The organism is Riemerella anatipestifer (genome assembly GCF_009663465.1).
GTDB classification, from domain to species: domain Bacteria; phylum Bacteroidota; class Bacteroidia; order Flavobacteriales; family Weeksellaceae; genus Riemerella; species Riemerella anatipestifer_C.
The window spans coordinates 184,439-206,366 of the sequence record NZ_QXHU01000005.1; the positions used below are offsets into that span (position 1 = coordinate 184,439).

The 21,928-nt window shown below is 36.6% G+C and carries 22 protein-coding genes; 6 read left to right on the top strand and 16 right to left on the bottom strand.

Annotation, left to right across the window (positions count from 1 at the left end):
• The first annotated feature begins 22 nt into the window (after positions 1–22).
• Together hemH and D1003_RS08400 are read left to right on the top strand one after the other, a co-directional pair.
• Positions 23–1,051, top strand: coding sequence for a ferrochelatase (gene hemH / locus D1003_RS08395; protein WP_153936445.1), 1,029 nt, complete (start codon positions 23–25; stop codon positions 1,049–1,051).
• A gap of 52 nt (positions 1,052–1,103) precedes the next feature.
• Complete coding sequence (locus tag D1003_RS08400) at positions 1,104–1,865, top strand: epimerase (protein ID WP_153936446.1); 762 nt, start codon at positions 1,104–1,106, stop codon at positions 1,863–1,865.
• A 9-nt stretch (positions 1,866–1,874) separates the two neighbouring features.
• Here D1003_RS08400 and D1003_RS08405 read toward each other — a convergent pair whose 3' ends face one another.
• The 15 genes from D1003_RS08405 to D1003_RS08475 all read right to left on the bottom strand — a co-directional run bounded on the left by D1003_RS08405 (position 1,875) and on the right by D1003_RS08475 (position 15,879).
• A complete protein-coding gene (locus tag D1003_RS08405) occupies positions 1,875–3,098 on the bottom strand; it encodes a DUF5103 domain-containing protein (RefSeq protein ID WP_052911585.1) in 1,224 nt (407 codons plus the stop codon).
• A 101-nt stretch (positions 3,099–3,199) separates the two neighbouring features.
• Positions 3,200–3,988: a GLPGLI family protein gene (locus D1003_RS08410; RefSeq protein WP_153936447.1), complete on the bottom strand. Its 789-nt coding sequence runs from the start codon at positions 3,986–3,988 to the stop codon at positions 3,200–3,202.
• 112 nt (positions 3,989–4,100) lie between these two features.
• Positions 4,101–4,916 carry a GLPGLI family protein gene (locus tag D1003_RS08415; RefSeq protein WP_153936448.1) on the bottom strand — a complete coding sequence of 272 codons (816 nt, stop codon included), beginning with the start codon at positions 4,914–4,916 and terminating at the stop codon, positions 4,101–4,103.
• Positions 4,917–4,976: 60 nt separating this feature from the next.
• Positions 4,977–5,243, bottom strand: coding sequence for a hypothetical protein (locus D1003_RS08420; RefSeq protein WP_153936449.1), 267 nt, complete (start codon positions 5,241–5,243; stop codon positions 4,977–4,979).
• A gap of 164 nt (positions 5,244–5,407) precedes the next feature.
• The gene (locus D1003_RS08425; RefSeq protein ID WP_052911580.1) at positions 5,408–5,722 is read right to left on the bottom strand and encodes a hypothetical protein; all 315 of its coding nucleotides are present in this window, start codon (positions 5,720–5,722) and stop codon (positions 5,408–5,410) included.
• 362 nt (positions 5,723–6,084) lie between these two features.
• A complete protein-coding gene (locus D1003_RS08430) occupies positions 6,085–7,569 on the bottom strand; it encodes a GLUG motif-containing protein (protein ID WP_260393377.1) in 1,485 nt (494 codons plus the stop codon).
• Between the two features lie 129 nt (positions 7,570–7,698).
• Complete coding sequence (gene rpsJ / locus D1003_RS08435) at positions 7,699–8,004, bottom strand: 30S ribosomal protein S10 (RefSeq protein ID WP_004916455.1); 306 nt, start codon at positions 8,002–8,004, stop codon at positions 7,699–7,701.
• Between the two features lie 22 nt (positions 8,005–8,026).
• Positions 8,027–10,144: an elongation factor G gene (gene fusA / locus D1003_RS08440; RefSeq protein ID WP_153936450.1), complete on the bottom strand. Its 2,118-nt coding sequence runs from the start codon at positions 10,142–10,144 to the stop codon at positions 8,027–8,029.
• Positions 10,145–10,150: 6 nt separating this feature from the next.
• Complete coding sequence (rpsG, locus tag D1003_RS08445; protein ID WP_004916451.1) at positions 10,151–10,627, bottom strand: 30S ribosomal protein S7; 477 nt, start codon at positions 10,625–10,627, stop codon at positions 10,151–10,153.
• A 25-nt stretch (positions 10,628–10,652) separates the two neighbouring features.
• On the bottom strand, positions 10,653–11,036 hold the full coding sequence (rpsL, locus tag D1003_RS08450) for a 30S ribosomal protein S12 (RefSeq protein WP_004916448.1): 384 nt from the start codon (positions 11,034–11,036) through the stop codon (positions 10,653–10,655).
• A gap of 167 nt (positions 11,037–11,203) precedes the next feature.
• Positions 11,204–12,133, bottom strand: a complete 930-nt coding sequence (locus D1003_RS08455) for a hypothetical protein (protein ID WP_153936451.1) — start codon at positions 12,131–12,133, stop codon at positions 11,204–11,206.
• 5 nt (positions 12,134–12,138) lie between these two features.
• Complete coding sequence (locus D1003_RS08460; RefSeq protein ID WP_153936452.1) at positions 12,139–13,017, bottom strand: DUF6175 family protein; 879 nt, start codon at positions 13,015–13,017, stop codon at positions 12,139–12,141.
• 9 nt (positions 13,018–13,026) lie between these two features.
• Entirely contained in the window at positions 13,027–13,512 is a 486-nt protein-coding gene (locus D1003_RS08465) for a hypothetical protein (RefSeq protein ID WP_153936453.1), read from the bottom strand.
• A gap of 13 nt (positions 13,513–13,525) precedes the next feature.
• The gene (locus D1003_RS08470) at positions 13,526–15,127 is read right to left on the bottom strand and encodes a hypothetical protein (RefSeq protein WP_153936454.1); all 1,602 of its coding nucleotides are present in this window, start codon (positions 15,125–15,127) and stop codon (positions 13,526–13,528) included.
• A gap of 263 nt (positions 15,128–15,390) precedes the next feature.
• Entirely contained in the window at positions 15,391–15,879 is a 489-nt protein-coding gene (locus D1003_RS08475; RefSeq protein WP_153936455.1) for a hypothetical protein, read from the bottom strand.
• 530 nt (positions 15,880–16,409) lie between these two features.
• Here D1003_RS08475 and D1003_RS08480 point away from each other — a divergent pair.
• From D1003_RS08480 to D1003_RS08495, 4 genes are all read left to right on the top strand, one after another.
• Positions 16,410–16,886: a Dps family protein gene (locus D1003_RS08480; RefSeq protein ID WP_004916434.1), complete on the top strand. Its 477-nt coding sequence runs from the start codon at positions 16,410–16,412 to the stop codon at positions 16,884–16,886.
• A 110-nt stretch (positions 16,887–16,996) separates the two neighbouring features.
• On the top strand, positions 16,997–18,166 hold the full coding sequence (gene pncB / locus D1003_RS08485; protein WP_153936456.1) for a nicotinate phosphoribosyltransferase: 1,170 nt from the start codon (positions 16,997–16,999) through the stop codon (positions 18,164–18,166).
• Between the two features lie 53 nt (positions 18,167–18,219).
• The gene (gene rmuC / locus D1003_RS08490) at positions 18,220–19,707 is read left to right on the top strand and encodes a DNA recombination protein RmuC (protein WP_153936457.1); all 1,488 of its coding nucleotides are present in this window, start codon (positions 18,220–18,222) and stop codon (positions 19,705–19,707) included.
• 6 nt (positions 19,708–19,713) lie between these two features.
• Positions 19,714–20,487, top strand: a complete 774-nt coding sequence (locus tag D1003_RS08495) for an RNA methyltransferase (RefSeq protein WP_153936458.1) — start codon at positions 19,714–19,716, stop codon at positions 20,485–20,487.
• A 3-nt stretch (positions 20,488–20,490) separates the two neighbouring features.
• Here the strand turns inward: D1003_RS08495 and D1003_RS08500 are convergent, their stop codons facing one another.
• Complete coding sequence (locus D1003_RS08500; RefSeq protein ID WP_153936459.1) at positions 20,491–21,009, bottom strand: GNAT family N-acetyltransferase; 519 nt, start codon at positions 21,007–21,009, stop codon at positions 20,491–20,493.
• Positions 21,010–21,928 lie beyond the last annotated feature (919 nt).

Sequence of the window (21,928 nt, forward strand, 5' to 3'; positions counted from 1 at the left end):
TTAATCACGCTAAAACAAAACTATGTCAAAAAAAGGGATATTATTAGTTAATCTAGGTTCGCCCAAATCCACCAAAGTGTCTGATGTTAAAGAATATCTAGACGAATTTTTGATGGACGAAAAGGTCATTGATTATCGTTGGTTTTTCCGTGCATTATTGGTGAGAGGTATTATTCTCAAAACTAGACCTCCAAAGTCCGCAGCAGCTTACGAAACGGTGTGGACTCCAGAAGGCTCTCCCCTTATCGTAATCACAGAAAAAATAAAAACCAAACTACAAAAATTAGTAGATATCCCTGTGGAAATAGGTATGAGGTACGCCCAACCTAGCATAGAAAACGGTATGAGAAAACTTATAGAACAAGGCGTTACAGATATTGTTCTGTTTCCGTTGTATCCGCAATACGCTATGAGTACCACAGAAACCGTAATAGACAAGGCAGAAGAGGTAAGAAAAAAACACTTTCCTAGTGTGAGAGTTAATTATGTTCAGCCTTTCTACAACCGAGATATTTATATTAAATGTTTAGCTGATAGTATCCGAGAAAAATTGCCTCAAGATTTTGATGCTTTACAGTTTTCTTACCACGGTGTACCAGAAAGACACATCTACAAAACAGACCCTACCAAAACGTGCAACCTTAATGATTGTTGCTCTCGTGAGAGCAACCCTAGTCATTCGTTTTGCTACCGTCATCAATGTTTTAAAACCACAGAATTGGTAATTCAACAACTTAATTTACCAAAAGAGAAAACCATCGTTTCCTTTCAATCTCGTTTAGGAAAAGACAAATGGATTGAGCCTTACACAGACGAAACTTTAGAAAATCTACCTAAAAAAGGAGTTAAAAAATTAGCTATCTGTTGCCCTGCCTTTGTATCGGACTGTTTAGAAACCTTAGAAGAAATATCCGAAGAGGGCAAGGAGGAATTTTTGCACGCAGGAGGAGAACAGTTCCATTACATCTCTTGTCTTAACGATGAAGACCGCTGGATAGAAGTCATTAAAACGCTTTGTGAGGAAGAATTAAAAAATTTCTATTTAAGCTAAAATATTCCCCACGTCTGCTGATAAAGCGTGGGGCTTTTTATATCCATTAGTTATGAAACATCTCGGCATTATAGGTTGCGGCTGGCTAGGCAAACATTTGGTAGAGCATTTTGCTCCTGCCTACTCTATCCACACGACTAATACTTCCGAAAGTAAAACCAACCTACTAAAAATTAAAGGCTACCAAACGAATATCGTCAATTTTGATAATCCCATTGATGCCCCTTGGGAAATTATCTCAAAATTAGATGCTATTGTTATTACAGTTCCATTTTCAAAACGCACAGATTTAAACCTTCTTAAAATGAGGTTTCATAATATCAGTCGCTTTATTTTCGGTTTTGAAAATCCTATTTTTTTAATGAGTTCTATTGGTATTTATCCACAGATTGAAAGAATCATCAACGAAAATACACTAGACGAAGCTGATTTAGACCAACACATTCTATCCATTGAAAAACAAATGAAATCTAATTTCCCTCACCTAAACATTTTACGACTGGGTGGACTTATGGGCGGCAACCGAATGCTAAGCAACTACAAAGTAAACAACTTACACCAAATGGTTAATCACATTCATTATAAAGATGTTTGCCTTGTTATAGAGAAAATGCTGAACCGAAATTTAACCTCAAAAATATACAATATTGTAGCTCCTCTACACCCTACCAAGTTAGAAATCCTAAACCAACAAATAGGGAAAGCTGTCCCAACAACCCCACAAGAAACATTTGGGAGAATTATTTCTTCTCGCCTCTCCGAAATAGAAATCCCTTATAATTACCGCTATCCAGACCCTACAAAATTTGTATAAAACCCTTTTCTACTGAACAGGAGCTCTTAACTCTCCGTAGCCTAAAAGCCCATCATAATTAGCTCCGAAAGGTCTGTAATACAAAAACGCTTGATAAAGATTTTCGGTTTGCCAAAAATTACCATTTATTTCTCCATAGTTTAGCGTTGCTCCCTCCTTTTGTGTCGCTAAAATATAGTTGTAGAATCCTTGCTTCAGATAAATTTTTGCTACATACTGATGCCTATTTTCATCATAGTACATTTGGCTTTCCTCGTTTGCGATGTAATTGTTAAACTGTCCCAATACATAAATTTTACCCTGTATCGGCTCCGAATCTAAATAAAAATGTACCCAAGAATAGTCTGCTTCTCTATGAGCATCTCTTTCCAAACCTAAATCATTTCTTCTGAAATAAAATGCTCCATTAACATCTGGCTGATACTGATAATTGAGTGGATATGCCCAAACAGGATGCAAGTAAGTATAATTAGTACCTTCCATCGTTTCAGCCCCTGCTACCATATCAAAAGCTCTACCCATATTCTTATTATCAAAGTAATAAAATTCGTTATTCCCTTCAAAAGCTAAATTCAGTTGCTGAAACATTAGCCCACTACCCAAAGTACTGCTAGGCTTCTGATTGTAAATTCCAATTTCCCAATTATTATTTTGAATTACATTCAAGGAAACAGAATTAACATTATTAAGCAAAGTTTGGTCTCCCATAGCCTTTACCTCTACCCTTTGATTAAGCTCTTGCCTTTTGCTATCCGAAAATCGGCTAAGATTAAGTGCTAAAGAAGCCTTATTTTCAACCACACAAAACCTCCTTTTAAACAAAGGCTTAGAGGGAGAATCTTTGTAAATTACAATTTCAAAATTCCCCGAAATCTTAGGCTTTATCTGCTCGTTAGGAAATACTAGCTCGTAATGCGTATATCTTTGTAAAGTATTAAAAGAGTATTGAAAGTTGTTGATAATCCCATTCAAATCGCCACTGGCATACTCGGTAAAAAATAGACCATCTTCCTGCCAATTCCTATCATAATGCTTCAGCGTATAGCGATAGATTGAACTCCCTCCCGACAAATCATCAAACCTTAAAACCAACTGCTCCCCAATATTGATGACAGGTGTACCATCGTTAGTTTTAGGGTTAAATAATTGAATACTTTTTATATTCTGCCCAAAAATCATCTGCCCTAATAGCAGAAACATCAGTATTTTATTCATACCCACGAAGATAAACATTTTTTGAATATTGTAGATTTTATTTTTTTTAACCACAAACCAAAATACTTCTCTCCCACCCTAAGTAAAAGAGAAGTTTTAACCTATTATTATTTATCCGTTTAGAATATATGATTGTTATCTTTCAAGGCATTCTGCCTAACCAATTTTCTCCTTTCCTCTGGTAAAGGTTTGTTCAACCTCTGTTCAAATCTTTGGATTATGGTTTCTGGCAGAACTTTTCTCATTTGCGAAAATTGTTCCATATTCACCTTAGCGGCGTTAGAACTGGGTTTAGCGAGTTCCAACTTATCTTTCTTGGCAAAATAGGTAAGTTCGTAAGTGTAATATTTCTTCTTGTCATAAACCTTAACTACCAATCCTGGCAAACCTTTAAATATATAAGGACCTTCTGAAATGGGTATCTCTTCTGTAAACCAAGCCTCATAATCTCTACCTCTATAATGAGATACCGCCTTTATACACCTATAAGAGTTGATAACTTCCTTCTCATTAGTTATGTTCCAAACGACCTTATCCGTTAATGGGAAGTAAAAATCATCTGTAAAAATCCTATCATACACCAACACTTCATCTTTCTGCCGAATAGCTTCTTGTCTTAATTTTGGTTTTGGGACATTTGTAATATCTAACACTACCTGCCCATCTTTTACGATGCTTAAAGCATTCCTAATCTCCTTTTTAGAAAGAGAGTCCGACAAAGATTTTACAGTGCTCCTAAAAACAGACTGCTCTCCCACAATTTGTAAATCCATTACTTCTTCTAACGAATTAAAACTTAAAGTATCTTTGACAAAAGTCACCTGATACTTCGCTAAAAATGATTGAGCAAACACATTACAAGAAAGGCAAAATAACAATATACAACCTATTTTAACAACTATTTTCATCTCAACTAAACAGATTATTCTATCACTAAACAAAAATGAAAAGTAAGTGTTTTTTCCTAATACAAAAAATTCCTCCTATATAAATAGAAGGAACTTGTACATAATAACAATGTTATTTCTTATCAGGGTAAGTAACCGCCAAATTTAAGTCTATCGGATTATTATATTTTCTTAGATGATTTTGATATTTTAAGATTTGCTCTCTTTTATCAATTTTTGCTGGTTTACCATCTTTACCCATTACTATCAAGTTTTCTTGACCCTTTAATGGATTATGATAATCATCTAACTTTAATTTCTGATAAACGCCCAATTTAATAGGAAATGCTTTTTTGCCATAATTGGTTTCTAAAAAATTATCGGTTTCTACCTTTTCTTTTTTAGGCACAATCCGATTAACGGAAAATATAAAATTATCCTTTGTATCTCGTAATTCAAAGATAAGCCCAGGCAACCCTCTAAATTTATATGGTCCCTCTAAAACCGGGTATTTATCCGAAAACCAAGCCTCCCAATCTCTTTTACCAAATCGGGTTACGGCTTTTCTCAATACAATACCGTTAACGGTTTTGGTCTCATCTAGTATCGTCCAATTTTGGGTATCGTTAGACGATAACGCATAATAATCCATATAAACCGTAACATACTCTGTATTTTCAGAAGTATTAAGAGCCCTTTTAACTTTATACTCTAATTTGGGATAAGCAAAATTTATCTCATTCGTTTGCTTTTGGATAGAGTCCGCTTTTAGATACTCTGTGGAATAAAATTTCACCTCATTTTTAGATATATCCAATACGGCTTCTTCCTTATTGAAGTGTTCTTGCAGAGAATCCAATTTAAAACTCACATTATAATACACCATCAACTCCTGAGCCGAAAAGGAGAAAGAGAAATAAAGAAACAACAAAACACAACGTAGTTTCATAAATTTTAGAATAAAATTAAAACATAAAATTGGGCATATATTATACATGCCCAATAATTTTTATCTAAGTATAATTATTTTTGGACATTTAACCTCATGTAAGTTACCACTTTTATCCTCAACATAACACTTTGAATGAGCAACAGCATTGCTTTTTTCATTAAAGTCAAAAATACCAAGCACTTTCTTATTAACATTGTTAGAAATTTCATTCTCAAACTGATGTTTTGAGATTTCGTTCTTTAAATCCTTAGATGGAATATTACCCTCCTTTGCACTTACAATACCAGCTACCAATAATGTAGCCACAAAAAATAATCTTTTCATAACATAAAAATTTAGTTGTTTAATACACTACAAATATAAGTATTTTTTTCAAATACAAAAATTTTTATATGATAAAAATCACATTTAATTTATTTATATAAATTTCAAACAATACCTTAACAAAATAAAGCCGCCCTCTATTGGCGGCTTTACCATTCGCATCGTTAGCGTTTGTCCTCAATTCCAAACTCTTTCCATTGGGAGCTTTGGACATCTAATTTTACCCTCTTCTTGGCTTCGGAAGCCGTTTTCTGCAGGTTACTCATCAGCTCTTCTACTTTGGCGGTTTGCGTTTTTAAGTCGGCTTTCAATTTCTCTTGGAGATTGTTTGCCTGTACCAAGTCTTTCATCAAATCTTCCATCGTCTTTATGAAAGCGGCATCTAATCCTCTTGACGACAACTCCGACTGATGGGCTTTTAGCCCGCTCAACATAAGCTCTGCAGCGTGTATTACTTCTGCAAGTCCTTTTTTTGGCATAATGAAACGGTTTTAAGTTAATACTCCAGACTTCACTTTTTGAAACTTATCAATAGTTAGGGTCTGCTGATACAAATTTAATATTATTTTCCACCTATCAAAATGAAATTTTCATTAAATAACTCGGGGAAAACCCTCCCCTCTTTGGGGCAACCTTCCCCCAACTTAAAAAACCGTCCCCCTATCTTGGGGACCTTATTTTCAACAATGGGGAAGCCTTTTCCTATAAAATAAAATCTATTCTTTAGCTAAAAAAAATGTTCCCCAAGATGGGGCGGCAGTTCCCCAACCCCAAAATTTTTATTTTTTATCCTAAAAAAAGCCCCCCTTAGATAGGGAGGCTTTAGTCTAAACAAATAAAACTAATCTTTCATAAACTTATGCACCGTGTAGCCTTGTCCGTTTTCCAGTTTCAGCAAGTACACGCCTCGGTTCAAGTCGCCCACCTCTACGGAAGCGTTGGTTTTGCCGCTTTTTAGCACTCTCCCCGTAACATCAAGCACTTGGTAAGTGTAGGTTTGAGCCTTATCCGACAGGTACAGCTTATCCTTCGCCACCGTTGGATAGATGGAAACTTGGTCGGGTTTCTTAATTTCGGAAACAGCCATCGTCGCCGCATCGTAAATCACAGGGTAATCCTCATTTACACCGCTCTCGAATTTCCATTTTTCAGGTGTTCGGTTATTATTCAGTAAATCTAAGAACGACTGCACTTTCATCGCTTCGGTGGTATGCCCCATAAGGTCCACTCCCGGAGCTGGAGCATCGCCATACCCCGACATCGGAGCCACGGTCTTGTTAAAATGAGTATTTTCAAGAACGCCTCCGCCTCCGATACTTCCCACAAATCCCCCTACCGTTCCCGAAGCGCCATCAACGGTACTCACAGAATACGAATTTTTAATTTTCCCCACCTGCAAACCGCCGTAAAAACCGCCCACGTGTTCAGTCCCCATCACTTCCGCCATCGCATAGCAATCCTCTATTAAAACCTCGGAATTAGGACTGAAGGCAAAGGTACTGAACCCTACTAAACCTCCCACAAAAAAAGCTCCCGTTACTTTTCCTTTAAAATAAGAGTTTTTTATCACGGCTTTGTTCCAAGGCGAGCCTACCAAGCCTCCCACCTGCTGGAAGCCTTTAATCACGCCTTCCGCCGAACAATAATCCACCACGCTGGAAGAAGTTACCGAACCGCACAGCAGCCCCACATTAAAGGCACTCGTGGTATAATTAGGGTCGTAAACGCCCAACAGTTTTCCGTTCTTGATATGGCAGTTGCTCATTGTAGCCCCCGAGGTGAAATTCCCTACCAGCACTCCAGCCGTATCCTTCCCTCTTACCATACCTCCGTCAATCGTCAAGTCTTTTAAATTCCCCGAAGCATAGTAGCCGAACAGCCCCAGGAAATCCCCATTATCCCCTCGGTACACTTTTAGATTTTTAATGGTGTGATGCTTCCCGTCAAAATTACCAGAAAACGGCGTTCTGTAAGTGTAGCCAATCGCTGTCCAAAGGTGTTCGCCCAAGTCCAAATCGTTCCCAAGACTAATGGTTTTTCCCGAAAAACTGTTACCTTCCTTCACCAATTTGGACAGACCAGCGAGTTGCGCCTCGGTGGTTAAGGTAAACTCGTTCACCGCATCCGAATACCAAGACACATCGGCAAAAGTCTGCCATTCTGAAGTCGGAAACACCATATTATCCAACTCGGCATCATCCGCCATCGTAACTGGACTCACACTCTCGGCTAATGGAGCTTTATAGCCCTCTTGTCCATAGAGAGAACCCAAGCCAGCCCCTACCACACAAAATGCAATTGCTGTTTTTAATAGATTTCTTTTCATAGCCTTTTACTTTTTATTGTTATGCTACGAATATAAAACTATTTTTTTATTGACAATCTATTTTACATAAAAAAACGCCTCCCTTAATTATTAAGGGAGGCGTTATAATATCATAGCAAAGTTTATTTATCAAACTTTGATTTCTACATCTACACCGCTAGGAAGCTCTAACTTCATTAAAGCATCTACCGTTTTAGAAGAAGAAGAGTAGATATCCATCAATCTCTTGTGAGCTGAAAGTTGGAACTGCTCTCTCGCCTTCTTATTAACGTGCGGAGATCTAAGAACCGTAAAGATTCTTTTGTGAGTAGGCAATGGTATAGGACCATTCACTACAGCACCAGTAGATTTTACTGTTTTTACGATTTTCTCAGCAGACTTATCTACCAAATTGTAATCGTAAGATTTTAGTTTTATTCTGATTCTTTGTGACATTTTAATTCTAAATTTTAAAAGATTAACCTTTTGCTTTTTCTATTACTTCGTCAGCCACGTTCTGAGGAGCTGGTTCGTACTTTTCAAACTCCATAGAAGATGTTGCTCTACCAGAAGAAAGCGTTCTAAGAGATGTTACATACCCGAACATTTCAGAAAGAGGAACAAATGCCTTGATAACCTTAGCGTTGTTTCTATCGTCCATACCGTTAATAGTACCTCTTCTTCTGTTAAGGTCTCCTACGATATCCCCCATATATTCTTCCGGAGTAACTACTTCAAGCTTCATAATAGGCTCCATAATTACAGCCTTCGCTGCTTTACCAGCCGCTTTGAAACCTAACTTAGCTGCTAATTCGAAAGAAAGTTGGTCAGAGTCTACCGCGTGGAAAGATCCATCTTTAAGGGTAATCTTCATTGCTTCAACTTCGAATCCTGCTAAAGGACCATTCTTCATTGCTTCCTTGAATCCTTTTTCTACAGAAGGGATAAATTCTTTAGGAATGTTACCACCCTTGATTTCGTTAATGAATTCAAGACCTGTCTTACCTTCATCGGCTGGACCGATTTCGAATACGATATCCGCAAACTTACCTCTACCACCAGATTGTTTCTTATAAACTTCTCTATGGTTAGCAGTAGCAGTAAGAGCTTCTTTGTACTCTACTTGCGGCTGACCTTGGTTAACTTCTACTTTGAATTCTCTCTTCAAACGGTCTACAATGATATCTAAGTGAAGCTCACCCATACCAGAGATAATAGTTTGTCCAGAAGCCTCGTCAGTTTTCACTTGGAAAGTTGGGTCTTCTTCTGCTAATTTGGCAAGAGCATTACCCAATTTATCTTGGTCTGCTTTAGTTTTAGGTTCTACTGCGATACCGATTACTGGATCAGGGAAAATCATAGATTCTAAAACGATAGGGTTCTTCTCATCAGAAAGTGTATCCCCAGTTTTAATATCTTTGAAACCTACCGCTGCACCAATATCTCCCGCTTCGATATACTCTACAGGATTTTGTTTATTAGCGTGCATTTGGTAAATTCTAGAAATTCTTTCTTTGTTTCCAGATCTTGTATTAAGTACATAAGAACCAGCATCTAGTCTTCCTGAATAAGCTCTAAAGAATGCTAGTCTTCCCACGAATGGGTCTGTAGCAATTTTAAATGCTAATGCAGAGAAAGGTTCGTTTACATCTGGTTTTCTGCTGATTTCAGCATCTGTATTAGGATCTGTACCGTTGATATCATCTTTATCTAGTGGCGAAGGTAGGTATCTACAAACCGCATCTAGCATAAACTGCACCCCTTTGTTCTTGAATGATGAACCACAAGTCATTGGGATAATAGATAAATCAATAGTTGCTTTTCTAAGCGCATCGTTGATTTCTTCTTCTGTAATAGAATCTGGATCTTCAAAGAACTTCTCTAATAAAGACTCATCATATTCAGCAACAGCTTCCACCAAGTTTTGTCTGTAAGCTAATACATCATCTTTCATATCATCAGGAATAGGCACTACATCAAAAGTAGCTCCTTGAGTTTCCTCATGCCAAATGATAGCTCTATTCTTAATAAGGTCTACCACTCCTTTGAAGTCTTCTTCTGCACCAATAGGAAGTACGATAGGAACTGCGTTAGAACCTAACATTTCCTTAACTTGGTTCACCACATTAAGGAAGTCAGCACCTTGTCTATCCATTTTGTTTACAAACCCCATTCTAGCAACTTTGTAGTTATCTGCTAGTCTCCAGTTTGTTTCAGACTGAGGCTCTACCCCATCTACTGCAGAGAATAAGAATACTAAACCATCTAATACTCTAAGAGAACGGTTTACCTCTACGGTAAAGTCCACGTGTCCTGGTGTATCAATGATGTTGAAGTGATAATCTTTAGCGTCTACTGTAGGCTTCCCTTCATGTCTAGGAAATACCCAGTTACAAGTTGTAGCCGCAGAAGTAATTGTAATCCCTCTTTCAGCTTCTTGCTCCATCCAGTCCATAGTAGAAGCACCATCGTGTACCTCACCTATCTTATGGGTTTTACCTGTATAGAATAGAATTCTTTCAGTAGTAGTGGTTTTACCAGCATCAATGTGAGCTGCAATACCAATATTTCTAGTGTATTTAAGATCTCTTCCCATTTCCTATTAGAATCTAAAGTGTGAGAATGCTTTGTTAGCCTCAGCCATTTTGTGAGTATCAGTTTTCTTTTTGAAGGCAGCACCTTCCTCCTTAGCAGCAGCAATAATTTCAGCAGCTAATTTCTGAGCCATAGACTTATCATTTCTCGCTTTAGCGTACTTAATAAGCCACTTCATTGCCATAGAGATTTTTCTATCTGCTCTAATAGGCATTGGGATTTGGAAGTTAGCACCACCAACTCTTCTTGAACGCACTTCTACGTGTGGCATTACATTAGTTAGAGCATCTTTCCAAATTTCTAATGAAGTTTTTTCGTTTTCTCCTTTTTTAGCTTCCACGATGTCTAGTGCATCATAGAAAATTCTGAATGCAATAGACTTCTTACCGTCTAGCATTAGGTTATTCACAAATCTAGTTACCAACTGATCATTAAATTTTGGATCTGGTAACAACGGTCTTTTTTTCGCTTTTGTTTTTCTCATTGTTCTGTTTCTTAAAATTTAATGATTACTTTTTAGCATCTTTAGGACGCTTAGCACCGTACTTAGATCTTCTCTGAAGTCTTCCGTTAACTCCAGCGGTATCTAAAGCACCACGAACAATGTGATAACGAACTCCCGGTAGGTCTTTCACCCTTCCGCCTCTTACCAATACTATCGAGTGCTCTTGGAGATTGTGTCCTTCGCCCGGGATATAAGCGTTTACTTCTTTACCGTTAGAAAGTCTTACCCTTGCTACTTTTCTAAGCGCAGAGTTAGGTTTCTTAGGTGTAGTTGTATATACTCTTGTACATACACCTCTCTTTTGTGGACAAGAATCCAAAGCAGCCGATTTGCTCTTCTTGGCAAGTGTGGCTCTTCCTTTTCTTACTAATTGTTGAATAGTAGGCATTTAATTGCTTTTATTTATTTTTAGTTTCAAGGTGCAAAGATAACTTTTTTTTCTAAAATACACAATTATTCATCTATTTTGTCCTTCTTTACCTTTTAATTGATGTAGTTTCATAAATGGATAAAGTTGTCTGACCTCTTTTTTACGAAAACCAAATTATTTTTGATTTACTTCCATAGAACAACTTTCGTCCCTGCATTTTTACCATAAGCTACTCCTATAGCTCTTATTGCTTCTATGGCAGCTTTACGTTCTAGATGAGCATTATTTATCTCCTTTTCACGAAGTTTTCTATAAAAAACATCTTTATTTGCTATATATTTATCAATATTTTTTAACAACACTTGAGATTCTTTATAAGCAGAGGTTTCTACCGGAATTTGAGACAATAGCTCTGCCACCTCCGAGGCGGTGTATTCATCTTTGCTAATCGCCCACTTAGATTTTGCTCTTTGTAAAAACTCCTTACCTAAATTTTCTTCATAAGACTTATAAACCTTCTCTGTTAAGGGTAAAATTTTTGAAGCGTAAGAAGGAATTGCTTCTGGAATTTGTGATAAAATGAATAGGGCTTCTTCATAATTTTTAGCACCTACTTGGATGTTAATTCTTTGTATCATTTTAGGTAATTCTCTCTCATAATGGGAGATTATTTTTGATTTAGTTCTTTCTAAAAATTCAGAAAATATCGGGCTATTTAAATCAATATTTTTCAATCCCATTGCAATAGCATTTCCTTTATTACTCCCTCTCCCTTTGGTTTTAAATGAATGAGTAGCAAAAGTCTTTCCATCAAAAATATTCATCACACTAAATGAAAGTTCATATTCTACTTCTGCAATTGGTGGAATACCAGAAGATGTATGTTCCGATAATATAGATACTTCGGGAACTAGTGCAAAAACGGCGTTTTCATAGTCAATTATACCACTTTTATTAAGCACCTTCTGCATCTTAGCTATAATCTGAGTATCTGCTTTTTCTGATAGAGTATAATCACTTTTTATCCGAGCTGGAGCTATCGTAACTTCTTGAGCCGTTCCAAATATAATCCCTATAAAAAATAATAGATAATTTAGAGTTTGTTTTGATTTCATATTTTCTAATTTTGTTTTATTGTGTACTCTACCTCACCCAATTTTGATTTGGTTCTACTTAGTTTAAACCCTTTAGATGCCGCAATATTTCCTAACATTTTTTCTAAATCCCTATAAAAGTTCCTTGCATCTAAAGACTTTCCATTCTCTCCAAACAAAGGCATCATCGCTTGCGAAACCTCTATCCTTCTTTCGTTGGCATCATCTGTGGTAAAGTTCCCTCTTACACATCTAGCGGACAGCCAATCTTCTACAAAATCTAAAATGCTTTTACCGTCCATTTCTTCATCTAATGATAGATCTTCTGAAATAATGATAAGGCGAGATTCTCTACCATTTTGTGCCATTTCATTAAAGGTTGTCATCAGTTGATTATTAAATTGGTCTATCTTATCTAAAACCGCTTCTTGAAGAAGATTCTCATTAGATTCACCAATAGCATATTCACTTTCTCCGCTAGATGCTGCAATTTGTTTACTGCTATACACATCTATACCCGAAAATTCGGCATAAACTTTTTTCCTCGGTCCCTGTGATGTTACTTTATAAGTTAAATCTATTTTTATATCATAGTTTACTGATAGACCTTTACCCTGATTTCTTTTTAGCTCTTGTTCAAGCATTACCGTCTCAAAACCTCTTTCTTTCATCATTTCACCGAATTTTGAAATCATTGCTTTTAATTCAATATCTAGAAATGCTTTACTATAGTTTTGAACAAAAACTTCTTCTCCCATATCGTCTCCTCCTGATAATAAACCTTTTTGGTTAAGGAGTGCGTCTGATGGAACTACCATAATTTTGGGCTTTTTAGCACCTTGACTATACAAGGTGCTAATTCCCAACATTATGAAAATAAATAATGTGCTTATTTTTTTCATCATATTATTATTTTATTCAAATAAATGTCCTAACTTCTTTATGACCCCTTTATTTTCTAGGTACTTGCGAAGTTCATTTTTATTAACAGAAACGGTTACACCTATTTTATATTTACTTCCAACTCTCAGCCTATCTTTTGCTGGGATATTTCCATCGGAAGATAGATTAACGAATCTTTCATAATCTCCTTTAAAGAAGTTATCAAAAAACTCTTTATGACTCTCTAATTCCGCAGGACTTACGATAGGAGGTTGAAACGAACAACGATTTCCTCCTAATATCCCCTTAAACAAAATCCCGTGTACTGCATCTCGCTTTACCTGCCTAGTGGCTTCCTCCATTGTGGAAGCATAGGAATAAACTTTTACTAAATTAGAACCCTGCGAACCTACTCCTTGACATACCATTTCGTAATCGTATGAAACTTGAGTGGTAGAGCAGGATTGGAATGCTACTGAAAGCATTACCAATCCTGATATAATGATTGTTTTTTTCATTATATATTTATTTTTAGAATGATATTTTAGCTCCTACACCTATACCTAGCTTGTTTAGCTGTTTATTAAAATATTCACCATCATAGAGTTTAACGGTTTTACCATAACCAATACTGTACTCTACCCCATCACCAAAGTAATAGTTGTAGTCTGCTTGTGCAAATAATTGGAAATTTGGAGAGAACTGGATACCAAAACGCCCAATAGCTTCACCATATAGCACTTTAAAATCAAGTTTTTGTTTATTTTCGGATTCCGTTGCGAATAACCTACCTGCTCCTACTCCTGCTCCTACAACTAAGTTACGAGCAAAATAAAACTCTTTCATTACGCCTAACCCTAGCCTAAATATTGTGTGAGCATCTTTCTTATCCACAGTTATATTATCGCCAGAAATAGTGAATTTTGAATAAGCTTTATTTATCTCTTGCTTTCCAGTAACATAGTCTTTTCCTACGGGTAAATCTCCTTTTAGATACACAAAAAGTCCAGGATACCATTTTGTTCTATAATCCAACATTAGCCCTACTCCTGATAATGAAGCATACGGAATAACACTAGTCCCCACTTCTCCTTTTTTCACAAGGGTCATTCCTTCCTGCACCCTTCCTCCTAGGAATTTATAAAACTTGGTCATATCTGTAGTTTCTCCTGTAGCTTCTGAACGATTATCTGCAATGTAGCTATCCACTCTCACTACTGCTTTTCTCTTAGCTACTTCTTTACCTTCAGAGTCTAAGACAAGTTCCATCACATCATAGCGGTCATCAATCCTCAACCCTTCTTTATATCCTATTTTCGCTCTAATAGGAGAAGTTTCTATTACTGCCGTCTGAACCTTGAAATCATTCACTTTACTAGATAGCTTTCTGTCTATATATTCAAAAGCAGACATTGCAGTAGAGCCATAATCTATGTTACCTTCACGGTCTTTAAAGACTGTAAGTGATGAATCGTCTTCCATTACAAAAACCAATGGAAAAGTCGCTTTTTGTACTCCGTCAGGTCGATTAAAATAATTATCATAGAAGTTGGTTCTTACTTCGTCATTAAAATTCAACTTATATATATAAGTTTTTAATCTAGTTTCATTCTGTTTACCCTTGTATAGATAACATACTTTTACATAAGAACGGTCTATCAATTTTTCTCCTAAGTTATTAAGAACCGATTTTCTGTGACTCGCTTCGCTTCTTAGAACATCGGCATCAGTAGCAGCATATTTACCTCTTCCCTCCAATACTTTTAGAGAGTAACCTTCTTGCTCATTGATAAATTCTGGAAACCAATTACCCATTATTTGGTTTCCTACTTTCCAACTATCCAAAACTACATCTACTAACTCCCTGCTTGATAAATCTCCTTCAGAAATCGTTTTTTCTAACCTATTTACATCATATTGTTCAGAATTTATCTGCTGTAAATATTTAACGATTTGGTTAGCCTCATAACTCCCGTCTGTAAAATAGAGCGAACTCATAGATGGACGCAAATACTCACGACTTAGCTCATTCCCTTTTCTTACAGTAAGGTTCTCTACCTCTTGTTGTGCTAGTGCGGTAGCTGGAAGCATTGTTGCCGCCACGACGCATAATGTCAATAAATTTTTCTTCATAATTCTATTTTTAATTTTTACAATTATTTAACTATTTAACGCCTCTCTTCGGATAGAGGTCTTAAATTGCGGTATCCATATAAAACGCTTTTACCCCCGAGATACCTTATTTAACTTAATTACCTATATTTTCTACCTTTTTAGTTATTCGTATCTGTTTTTTCGGATTTCATAATACCTTTTAGGTTATATTTTTTATCAAAATGGTCTTCTGTATTATCATTTAGGTGATAGATTTCATCAAAAAGGTCTTCCAGATAACATCACTCACTCTTTGTTTCCCCATCTTCGTTTTGTTTTCTACGAGAACGAGAAAAAAACTGCTTTAATTCTTTTTGTTTTGTTTCGTAACCTACGGATTTAGACCCTGCTTTATAATTGGTGTAAGCATAATCTGCTAAAGCATCTTGGTAGTTATCATAATCGTGCAAGATTTTAGTATTCTGCACTTTTTGTTGTAAAGCCGTAAGCCTATTATAAAGTGTCTCAAGGAAACTACGAGTTTTCATATCTCTGAAAAACTCGTCCCAGTCCACATCTGGTACTCTCAAATTGGGCTGAGCCTGTGCAAAATCTGCCACTTTATTGATGAACAGTTTATTTTGTTCATTCACTCTTCCGTATCTATTACGGTCTTCGGAAGTAAGGTTAATATTTATTGGTGATAGAACTTGTTCTAAAGCCGCCATTTCATCGTTTATGGCTTTCATTTGTTCATCGGTAAGGTGTTTGTTATTCAAGTTAGAAACCATAGGATTATATTTTTATACATTTAAAATTTTCGGATAGGAAAAGAAACCTCTCTCCTTGCCCCATTATAAGCCACAAGAAGCCTCCAAACGCCACAAAATATTTGCTAAAAACGAAATGAGAGTAATGATGAAAATTATAAAAAAGGCTGGTCGTCCCACTACCACGGGACAACCAGCCTTTTTTATCTTCAGAATTTAAACCTTTATTTAAAGGAAGGAAGGAAGGAAGGAAGGAAGGAAGTACAAAATATACCCCACATAAACAAATATTTCGACTTGATATTTATCATTTTCCATCTTTATTTCGCTCCATTACAAAGAATGGTACAAATGTAACAAGTATTTTTCAATTAGCAAAATTATTTTGATACAACTACTTGAATGCCATATTTATCAAGTGCTTTTTGTAAATCACATTCAAACCACAATCCTCCTCTATTACCTCAATAGTTTTTTACTATCATAGTATTCATAAGACAAATAGAAACATACCTTACCTTTGCACCATCAACATTTAGATAAAATTAATTATGAAAAATTCTAAAATTATAGGCTTAAAAGAATCTGATTGCCAAAACATCACTGAAAAACTAAATATACTATTAGCTAACTACTCTATTTTTTATCAAAATACGAGAGGTGCTCATTGGAATATCAAAGGAGCTGACTTCTTCACGCTCCATCCTAAATTTGAAGAACTCTACGATTCTTTAGTTCTTAAAATAGACGAAATTGCGGAAAGAATTTTAACACTAGGTGCTACCCCTAACCATAATTATTCGGATTATTTAAAGGTTTCTTCTATAAAGGAAAGCAAAGAAGTAACCGACGGAAACAAATGCGTAGAACAAATTCTAGAAGCCTTCAAGATAGTAATTGACCTACAAAGAGAAATCTTAGAAATTGCAGGAGAGGCTGGTGATGAAGGCACTAATTCTCAAATGAGCGACTACATCAAAGAGCAAGAGAAAGAAGTTTGGATGTATAATGCTTTCTTAGACAAGTAATACCATCACTCAAAACAAACTAAAAGAGGTTATCCTTTATAGGATAGCCTCTTTTTTATCTCCATTCTCACAAAAAACCCTATTTTTGTTGCATATAAACCAGAAGTATTATGCCAGAAGTGCGTCTAAAGTCTATCATAGACAACGATTTCTATAAAATAACTATGCAAAACGCCGTAGTGAAATTATTTCCTACCGCTAGAGTAAAATACGAATTTATCAACCGTGGGAAACATTTTTTCCCTGAAGGCTTTGCTGACGAGCTTAGAAAAGCGGTAGATTCTATGGCAGAGCTAAAACTCACCAAAGAAGAAAAACTATACTTACAAGAAACCTGTCCTTACTTAGCATTACCTTACCTAGACTTTTTAGAAGGCTACCATTACGACCCCTCCGAAGTTAAAATCGTACAAGAAGGCAATGATATTAAAGTAAGTGTAGAAGGGCTTTGGTATCGTACCATATTATGGGAAGTTCCACTTTTGGCACTCATTTCTGAACTCCATTACCGAATGAACAAAATGGAGCGAGATTCCAACGAAACCGTTGTGCAAAATACCGTAGAAAAGTCTAAAAAACTTAACGAACTAGGCGTTACCTTTGCTGAATTTGGAACCAGAAGACGCCACTCTTACAAAGTCCACCAATTAGTAATGGAGGCTCTTATGGAGGAAAAAGGTCAGTTTATCGGAACTTCTAATGTTCATTTTGCTATGAAATATGGTGTAAAACCTATCGGCACCCACGCCCACGAATGGTTTATGTTCCACGCCGCAGAATATGGTTTCAAAATGGCAAATCAACTCGCATTAGAACATTGGGTAGATGTTTATCGTGGTGATTTAGGAGTTGCTCTTTCGGACACTTATACCACCGAAGTTTTCTTCCGCCAATTTGATAAGAAGTTCGCTAAGCTTTTTGACGGTGTTCGCCACGACAGCGGAGACCCAATAGAATTTGCAAAAAAAACCATAGAGCATTACGAAGGTTTTGGCATCAATCCTAACTTTAAATACATCATTTTCTCCGATGGTTTAAACCTTGAAAAAGTAGAAGAAATAACCAAAGCAACTCGCGGCACTATAGGCATCTCTTTTGGTATAGGCACCAATCTTACTAATGATGTCGGACTCAAACCAATGAACATCGTGATGAAGCTCATAGGCGTACAAGCCCCTAACGGCGACTGGATTCCTACAGTAAAACTTTCCGATGAAAGAGGCAAATACACAGGAGAGCCTAAAATGATAGAACTCGCAAAAGAAGTACTTAGAATATAACTTTCAGAAAAGACCGTTTGTAGTACAAATTATATAAAATTTAGATTAATTAGATGACTTTATACTTTATCATCATTTTTATTTTTGGAGGAGTGATAGGTGGGGTTATGGTTTACTTTTTTGGTAAATCAAACACCATTTCTAGAACAACCTATGACGAGCTTAACCGTAATTTTATAGCTAATGAAACCGACCTTAAAAATTGGATTTCAAAAACTAAAGATTTAGAGCAAAGTCTGAATTTGGAAAAAGAACACTATAAAGCAAAAACCACAGAAAATGAAAGCCTTAAAGATTCTTTATCCAAAACTTCGGCTACGCTAGAAACAGCTCACAGCCAAATAGAAGAACTAAAAAATCAACTGCAAACCCAAACACTCAACCTCTCTCAACTACAGGAGAAAAATCAGCATTATTATGCTAAAATAAGTGAACTTTCTGCCAAAAACGAAACCCTAGAACAATCATTAGTCAGTCAAAAAAAGGAAATACAAGAGCTACAAGAAGCCACAAAACTTCAGTTTGAAAACATTGCTAATAAAATTTTAGAGGAGAAGACCGAAAAATTCACTTCCCTAAACAAAGAAAATTTAGGACATATATTAAAACCTTTCCAAGAGAAAATCACGGAGCTCAAAAACACCGTACACGAAACCTATGATAAAGAGGCTAAAGAACGCTTTTCTCTAGGAGCAAAGGTAAAAGAGTTGGCAGAACTCAACCAACAAATTTCCGAAGACGCCAAAAAACTAACCCGTGCTTTAAAGGGCGAAGCTAAAACACAGGGCAGATGGGGCGAAATGATATTGGAGAGTATCTTAGAGAAATCTGGCTTGGTAAAAAACAGAGAATACTTCCTAGAACACGAGCTTAAAAATGAGGACAACAAAGCCCTTTATTCTGAGTTTTCGGGTAAGAAAATGCGTCCTGATGCTGTAGTAAAATATCCCGACCAGCGTACCGTCATTATAGATTCTAAGGTATCACTTACTGCATTTACCGATTTAATAGACGAAACCGATGCCGACCTCTACGACATCAACCTCAACAAACACCTTAGTTCGGTTAAAAATCACATTGTAGAGTTATCCCATAAAGCCTATGATGATTATGGCAAATCGCTAGACTTCGTAATGATGTTTATCCCTAGCGAACCCGCCTATATTGCCGCTATGCAAGCCGACCCTAACCTTTGGAGCTTTGCTTACGATAGGCGAATATTACTCCTCAATCCGAGCAACCTCATTACTTCACTAAAGCTGATTGCCGACCTTTGGAAGCGAGAATATCAAAACCAAAACGCAATGGCTATCGCCGAGAGAGGGGCTAAACTTTACGATAAGTTTGTAGGATTTGTAGAAAATCTAGAGAAGGTTGGCAAAAATATAGACAACGCTAAATCTGCCTATAACGATGCCTTTGGACAACTTACTTCAGGCAGAGATAACCTTGTAAAACAAACCGAAAAACTAAAAGAGTTAGGCGTAAAAACCAAAAAGACCCTTGCACAAGGTCTGATAGACGACAGCGAAAAAGACTAGCCAAAAATGAAAACAATTATAGAAAGTTTACAGAACGACAAAATAAAACACCTTAACCGATTAGCCACCGACAATAGGTTTAGAAAAAAGCAAGGCGTTTTCATTGTAGAAGGCGTGCAGGAAAACCAGAGAGCCTTAACTTTTGGCAACGAAGCCCTAGAGTTTTACATTTGCGAGAGTATTTTCTCTGCAGAGCTACCCACCAATGCAAAAACCTATTACATTACAGATAAGATATACCAAAAAATCGCTTATAGAGGCACTACCGAAGGGATTATCGGCATTTACAAAACACCACAAAACCACTTAGACCATTTTATTCCGTCCGAAAACGCTTCGGTCATCATTGTAGAAAGCATAGAAAAACCGGGCAACCTTGGGGCTATACTTAGAAGTTGCGAAGCGTTTGGCATAGAGGCTCTTATTGTTACCGACCCTAGGGTAGATTTTTACAATCCCAATGTTATCAGGTCTAGTGTAGGTTGTTTATTTGGTATGAATATTTTTCAAGCGGATAATCAGAGTACTTTAGCATTTTTAAAGAAACACCATTTTAAGGTTTACACCACCTTTATGAGCGAAGACGCCCAGCTAATCCACCAAAAAGACTTTAAAACCAAAACCGCTTTAATTTTCGGGACAGAACACTCTGGGATTAGTGATTTTTGGAAAGGCAAGGCAGAAAACATTCTCGTGCCTATGGCAGGGACAATAGACTCCCTCAACCTAAGCAATGCCGTAGCAGTGAGTTGTTACGAAATTTTAAGACAGCGGTTGTAGCTTTTATAATTTTAGCTTCATCATAATATCCGTTTGAGGGTCATCTCCCAATACAAACAGATGCTTATCAAACGCCACGAAGCCATTTTTCTCATAAAAACGAATGGCTTTGTGGTTATGTTCCCATACCCCTAACCAAATATAATCTACCCCTCTATCTCTAGCCAGTTGGAGAGTATGTTCGTAGAGGGCTTGCCCTACCCTTTTACCTTGGAAGGCTTTCAGTACATAGATACGCTCTATCTCAATAGCTTTGGAGTCTTTCAGCTCCGTTTGCGAAGTACCAAAATTAAGTTTAAGATACCCCGCCAATTCCCCGCCAACTCTAGCAAAATAAAACTCCGAAAACTCATCTTGCAACTCCTCTCTAAGACACTTTACAGAAAAAGCCTCATCTAAATACTTTTGCATATTCTCTGGAGTATTATCCGCAGCAAAAGTCTCATAGAAAGTAGTTTTGCTTACCTCTTGCAGAAGCTCAACTTCATTAGTTTTTACTTTTTTAATTGCAATTCCCAACATCGTTTCTCTATTTTACCCCACAAGAATACAAAATAAAATCTTCATCAAAAAAAACTTTTTTATTAAAAAAATGCACCAAACACTTGCACACTTCCGCAAAAGATAATATGTTTGCCATAGTTTTTATGACACGCAGTACCAACCACATACAAAAAAGTGTAAAAAAGTTGCAAAATTATTTGGCTATCTCAAATAATTTCGTAAACACACACACACAGACTAGTTACCCGCGTACGCGTCGTATTATATAAAAAATTCTTTAGATTTTTATCATCAATTATAAATAATTTTCCTCTAGCTTCCGTTAGGGGCATTTGGCGTTTGGCATACGCTAAGTTTTGTTTTCATAAATACCTGCTAGAAGCCTCCCTACTTCATCAGCTGAATGGGTGGTTGGGGTTTGGAGCTTCTAGCGTACAGGAGGAGCGTTCTGTTCTTTCTGTTTTAGCCTTTCCTCTCGTTTTGTGTGTGTTTAGAGGGGAAAGGCGTTTTCTTATTGGTTCAAGAGTTCAAGGTTTAAAGTTCAAATATTCAAGGGGTAAGGGTTCAATAGTTCAAAGTTTAAAGTTCAAATATTCAAGGTTGAATAAGCGTACATATCCCTTAAACCTTAAACATAGAACCTTGAACAGCTTCAGCTCCTTGAACTTTAAACTTTTTTACAACTTCACCATTAGCAATTTTACAACTTCACAATTTCACAACCAACAACTAGCAATTAACAACTTCACAATTTCACAACTTAACATCTATAAACTTTAACATTATGAAAAAAACTTTATTCTATGCGATGTTTCTGCCGCTGGCATTACAGGCACAAGTGGGCATCAATACCAACGACCCCAAAGCCACCTTAGAGGTGAAGAAAAATACCCATATCCCCAACACCCAGCCGCAAGGCGTGCTATTCCCTCGATTT